The 5,114-nt window shown below is 68.6% G+C and carries 5 protein-coding genes; 2 read left to right on the top strand and 3 right to left on the bottom strand.

Annotation, left to right across the window (positions count from 1 at the left end; all coding sequences use genetic code 11):
* Window positions 1-144 precede the first annotated feature (144 nt).
* The 3 genes from ACFWY9_RS44680 to corA all read right to left on the bottom strand — a co-directional run bounded on the left by ACFWY9_RS44680 (window position 145) and on the right by corA (window position 2,992).
* On the bottom strand, window positions 145-990 hold the full coding sequence (locus ACFWY9_RS44680; protein WP_378341748.1) for a chromosome partitioning protein ParB: 846 nt from the start codon (window positions 988-990) through the stop codon (window positions 145-147).
* Window positions 991-1,066: 76 nt separating this feature from the next.
* A complete protein-coding gene (locus ACFWY9_RS44675) occupies window positions 1,067-1,717 on the bottom strand; it encodes a metallophosphoesterase (RefSeq protein ID WP_378341747.1) in 651 nt (216 codons plus the stop codon).
* Window positions 1,718-1,903: 186 nt separating this feature from the next.
* A complete protein-coding gene (gene corA / locus ACFWY9_RS44670) occupies window positions 1,904-2,992 on the bottom strand; it encodes a magnesium/cobalt transporter CorA (RefSeq protein WP_378331454.1) in 1,089 nt (362 codons plus the stop codon).
* A gap of 342 nt (window positions 2,993-3,334) precedes the next feature.
* On the opposite strand from corA, the gene ACFWY9_RS44665 reads away from it, so the two are divergent.
* Complete coding sequence (locus ACFWY9_RS44665; RefSeq protein ID WP_378331453.1) at window positions 3,335-3,838, top strand: MaoC family dehydratase; 504 nt, start codon at window positions 3,335-3,337, stop codon at window positions 3,836-3,838.
* Between the two features lie 13 nt (window positions 3,839-3,851).
* Complete coding sequence (locus ACFWY9_RS44660; protein ID WP_378341746.1) at window positions 3,852-4,964, top strand: DUF2332 domain-containing protein; 1,113 nt, start codon at window positions 3,852-3,854, stop codon at window positions 4,962-4,964.
* The last annotated feature ends 150 nt before the right edge of the window (window positions 4,965-5,114 follow it).

Genomic DNA, 5,114 nt, shown 5'->3' with positions numbered 1-5,114 from the left:
GGCACGATCCTTCAACTCCCGCGGAAACCTGCTGCTCGCCACGCCGCTCATCCTTCCCAGAACGATCGGCCTCCAACAAACCCGGGGCGGTCCACCACATTCGCTGCGCTGGACGCACCCAATGCCACATTGGGGCGTTCGTCCTCAGCGCTTCCGGGCCCGTACCGCTTCGATGACGTCGTCGTCCCAGCGGTGCGTGCGGATGAGCCGGTAGCGTTCGCTCGCCACCCACATGTAGGCCTCGGCGTCGGTGCGTGTGCCGATCATGTCGGCCTGCCGCAGCATCCCGACCACCGGCACGAACTCCTCGTCGAACCAGCGCTGCGCGACGCTCGCCCGGTCGCAGTAGCGGCCTTCGTCCTGCATCAGCCGGAAACCCCACGCCTCGACGTGCTCGCCGAGCAGCGCGTAGTCCCACGGGTCCGACACGATCACCGACGCGCGGGCGTGCCCGGTCAGCGGGACGCGTTCGAGGAACAGCCGCCGGTAGTCCTTGACGATCAGATCGCCGCGGAAGCGGATTCCGCTCGGGTCGAGCTTCGTCCGCACCACGATGACCTGAGCCTCTATTGTGGACAGTCCCTGCGCGTGTGCGACGGAAACCCGGTGGTGCCCGTCGATGATGAAGTGCAGCTCGCCCACGCGGTACACCTCGATCGGCGGGATCTCCTCGCCCCGCCGCGCGGCCAGCGCGAGCCGTTCCCAGCGTTCCCGGACCCGCCCCGACGTCGGCCGGAAGCGCCGGTCGAAATCGCGGCCGCGGTCGACACTGCCGACGATCGAGTCCAGCGAGATCACCCGCAGCCCGATCCGCCACTCGCTGAGGTAGCCGAGCGCGTCCACGACTTCGTTGAACGGCAACATGATGTTCACGTCGTCGGGCTCGCCACGCAACCACTTCGCCAGCCGTGACAGCACCTGCCGCCGCCGTGCGCGCAGGAAGTCGTGCTCCGCGTCGGCCCTCGGAAAACCGGTGCCCCTGTTGTTCATGCGATCGCCTCGCTCCGCGAGACAGTGTCCAATTCCTTATGGCGCATGATGTCGATGATTCGCTCGCAAGCTTCGCTCATGAAAACTCCATGATCTGGTGGCCCACCACGTTGCGAACGCGGGTTTCGCCCAGCCGCCGGTCCGGGACCGGTTCGCCGTGCGGATGGATGTGCCCGTGCAGCAACCACTTCGGCCGTAACCGCTCGACCGTCCTATGCAGACAGTCGAACCCGTGGTGCGGAAGATCCGGCCGGTCGCCGAGATCCCGGGGCGGCGCGTGGGTCAGCAGGATGTCGACGCCCCGGCCGTCGCGGCGCCGCCGCCACCCGGCCCGCCGGACAACCCGCCGCGCGCGGCGTGCCTGCTGCCGTTGCGTCCACTGGTTCGGACCGTCGTTGTAGCGGACGGACCCGCCGAGCCCCGCGAACCGGAGCCCGGCGACGTCCACGACGCGCCCGTCGGCGTTGATCCCGCCTGCCGGGCCGGGCCACGCCGCCGGGAAACCGTCCTTCATGGACAGTCCGCCGTATCGGGTGTAGCCGCTCAGATCCGGGTCGTGGTTGCCCGGGACGAACACGCAGGGCGCGTCGAGCGCGCCCGCCAGGAACTCGAGGTACTCGTAGGGCAGGTCGCCGGCGCCGATGACGAGGTCGACCGAGCAGGCGCGGACCGCGTCGGTCCACAGCCGCTCGTCCACCTCGTCCGCGACGACCAGCGCTTTCGGCATGCGCTCAGGGTACGGCTCCCGAGCTCACTTCATCGCGGCCTCGGGGTGGGTCACGATGATCGTGGTGATGACGACGAGCCAGCTGAGGCACAGCACGAGCGCCCAGAACTTGAGGTTGGTCAGGATGCGGGACATGGGAAAGCCTCCTGTACTGCTACCGGGGGAAAGACGGGGTCGGGGAGGGAGCTACAACCAGTCGTTCTTCCGGAATATTCGGTACAGCATCAGGCAGATGGCGACGATGACGCCGAAGATCAGCGGATAGCCGAACTTCCAGTGCAGTTCCGGCATGAAGTCGAAGTTCATGCCGTAGATCCCGGCGATCATCGTCGGGACGGTGATGATCGCCGCCCACGCGGTGATCTTGCGCATGTCCGTGTTCTGCTGCAGCGAGATTTTCGCGACGGTCGCGTCGACCAGGGTGCTCAGCAGTTCGTCGAACGCGGACACCCGCTCCGAGACCGTCGCGAGGTGGTCGGCGACGTCGCGGAAATACGAGCGGACCTCGTCCGGCACCAGCCGCGTGTAGCCCTCCGAGAGCCGCTGCACCGGCGTGGCCAGCGGCAGCACCGCGCGGCGGAGTTCGAGCACTTCCCGCTTCATCAGGTAGATCTGTTCGGCGCTGACCTGCGAGCGCGGCGCGAACACCTGCGCCTCGATCTCGTCGATGTCGGACTCGATCCGCGTCGTGACCTCGAGGTAGTGGTCGACGACCTGGTCGGCGATCGCGTGCACGACGGCGGCGGGCCCGAGCGCGAGCTGCTCCGGGTCCTCGTCCAGCTCGCGGCGCAGCCTGGCCAGCCCGGAGTGGTTCCCGTGCCGCACGGTGACCACGAAGTCCCGGCCGAGGAAGAGCATCAGCTCGCCGGTCTCGACGATCTCGTTCGCGGTGGTCGGCGACTCGTGCTCGACGTACCGCACGGTCTTGAACACCATGAACAGCGAGTCGTCGTAGCGCTCCAGCTTCGGCCGCTGATGCGCCTCCAACGCGTCCTCGACGGCCAGCTCGTGCAGCCCGAACGTGTCCGCGACACCCTGGATCTGCTCGGCGTCCGGCTCGTGCAGCCCGATCCAGACGAAACCCTCGTGGCGTTTGCGGACCTCTTTGATCGCCTCGGAGTGCGTCCAGCGGCCTGGCAGGCGGCGGCCGTCGACGTATACGGCGCAGTCGACGACGTACGCCGACAACGGCACCGGCAGCGCGCGTACCGGTGTGCCCTTGGCGCGGTCGTCACCGCGGCCGCGAAGGCCGCCGAGCGAGGGAATGGCAGGCATGGGATCTCCTGGGCTGCGTCGTGCGTGTTCGTGCGCGAAGACGACGTGCCTGGCGGACTCGTGTCCGTCCGGCGTTCACCAGCGTTCCCGGGGTGTTGCCTGGCCTAGCGGGAAGAGAGCAGGCCGGTCATCGAAGGGGGAACGCTGCGACTACTAGGAAGCGGACTATCGCCACTACTACTCATGGGGTTCCCTCACCTCCTTCGGGCCGGCGCTGTCGTGAGACGCGGAGAGTGGCAGGGCTCGCGTTGACGCGCGAACACCAATGGTTGAGGGTACTCCTCACCACGAATACGTGTCGTACCAGGCTCATGGGGCGTTACGCGGACAGGAGGACGTCGGGTGCAGTTCGGGCGTTATTACGAGGAATTCGAGGTCGGTGCGGTCTACAAGCACTGGCCGGGGAAGACGGTCACCGAGTACGACGACCACCTGTTCTGCCTCATCACCATGAACCACCATCCGCTGCACATGGACGCGCACTACGCCGAAGAGACCACCGACTTCGGCAAGAACGTCGTAGTCGGCAACTACATCTACTCGCTGCTGCTCGGCATGTCGGTTCCGGACGTTTCCGGCAAGGCGATCGCGAACCTCGAGGTCGAATCGCTCAAACACGTCAAGCCGACCTTTCACGGCGACACCATCTACGGCGAAACCGAGGTGCTCGACAAGACGCCGTCGAAGTCGAAGGACGACCGCGGCGTGGTGTACGTCGAGACACGCGGGTACAAACAGGACGGGACGATCGTGTGCGTCTTCCGGCGCAAGGTGATGGTGCCGAAGCGGTCCTACGGGGACACCCGCGGCGGGGAACAGCCCGGCCGCCCCGTGCCCCACGAATGAGCGAGGAGTCCCGATGGGGATCGCCCTGGACGAGATCAAGCGGAGACTCCGCACTTTCGCGGAAGTCGAGGCACGCGGCGTCTCACCGCTCTACGACCACCTCGCCACGCAGGCGGCCGAGGACGACGACGTCGCGGGGCTGCTGACCGACGCGCGGGGCGGCGAGGCGCGCGGGACGCTGCTCCTGGCGACCGCGCACCGGCTCGTCCAGGCCGACCCGATCCATCCGTTGTCGCGCTACTACCCGTCGGTGGGCGGGTTCGACGGCGTCGACGCGGACACCTGGCCGCTGTTCCGTTCTTTTCTCCTGGAGCGGGCCGAGCGCGCCCGGGAGATCATCGGGACCCGGTTCACACAGACGAACGAAGTGCGGCGCGCGGCGCTGCTCTACCCGGCGCTCGCGCAGGTGGCGAAGGAAGCGAAGCGGTTCGCGTTGCTGGAGGTCGGCTGCAGCGCCGGGCTCCTGCTCGGTCTCGACCGGTTCGCCTACCGGTACCAGTGCGACGGCGGTGAGCAGCTCGTCGCGGGCCCGGCGAAGGCCTCGGTCGGCCTGCACTGCGCGATCGACGTCGCGCCGGGCGCGGTGCTCCCGAAACTGCCGAAGAAGCTGACGATCGGCGCGCGGGCGGGGCTCGACCGGGCGCCGGTGGACCTGCGGGACGAGGAGGAGCTGGCCTGGCTGGAAGCCTGCGTGTGGGCCGATCAGCCGGACCGGTTGCGCCTGCTGCGCACGGCTGCCGCGGAACAGGCGCGGCACACGCCGGAGCTGGTGGCCGGCGACGCTGTCGACGACCTCGACGCGGCCGCTTCGCGGTTGCCCGATGCGTTGCCGCTGGTGGTGCTGACGAGTCACGCGCTGGCGTACCTCGGCCCCCGGCGCGCCGCGTTCGTGGAGGCACTGGCGGCGCTGGCCGAGCGACGGCCGGTGTGGTGGGTCAGCGAGGAGGCGTACGGCGTCGGCCTGGAGGCGGTCCTGCCCGGCCGTGACGACCTCGCGCGCGACGCGGACGGGAGCGGCGGGCTGTGCGTGCTCGGCGTCGTCCGCTGGGAAGGCGGGAAGCCGGACGCCCAGGCCCTGGCGCGCACGGCGCCGCACGGACAACGCATGACCTGGCTGCCGGTGTAGTGCACGCTCCGCGTACGAGTTTCCTTCACGGCATAGGGGTCCCGAACGAGCCGTTCGCGACGCGCCCAGCCTCACCCCAGCCGAGGCAGCCCCCTCACCTCCCGCAGGATGCCGTTAAGGCCACCTTGCGGGCGTCAGACGCCCGCAAGG

Origin of the sequence: Amycolatopsis sp. NPDC059027, from assembly GCF_042739735.1 — a bacterium.
Lineage (GTDB): Bacteria > Actinomycetota > Actinomycetes > Mycobacteriales > Pseudonocardiaceae > Amycolatopsis.
The sequence above is the reverse complement of the archived record's forward strand: the minus strand, read 5'-3'. Positions and strand labels throughout refer to the sequence as shown.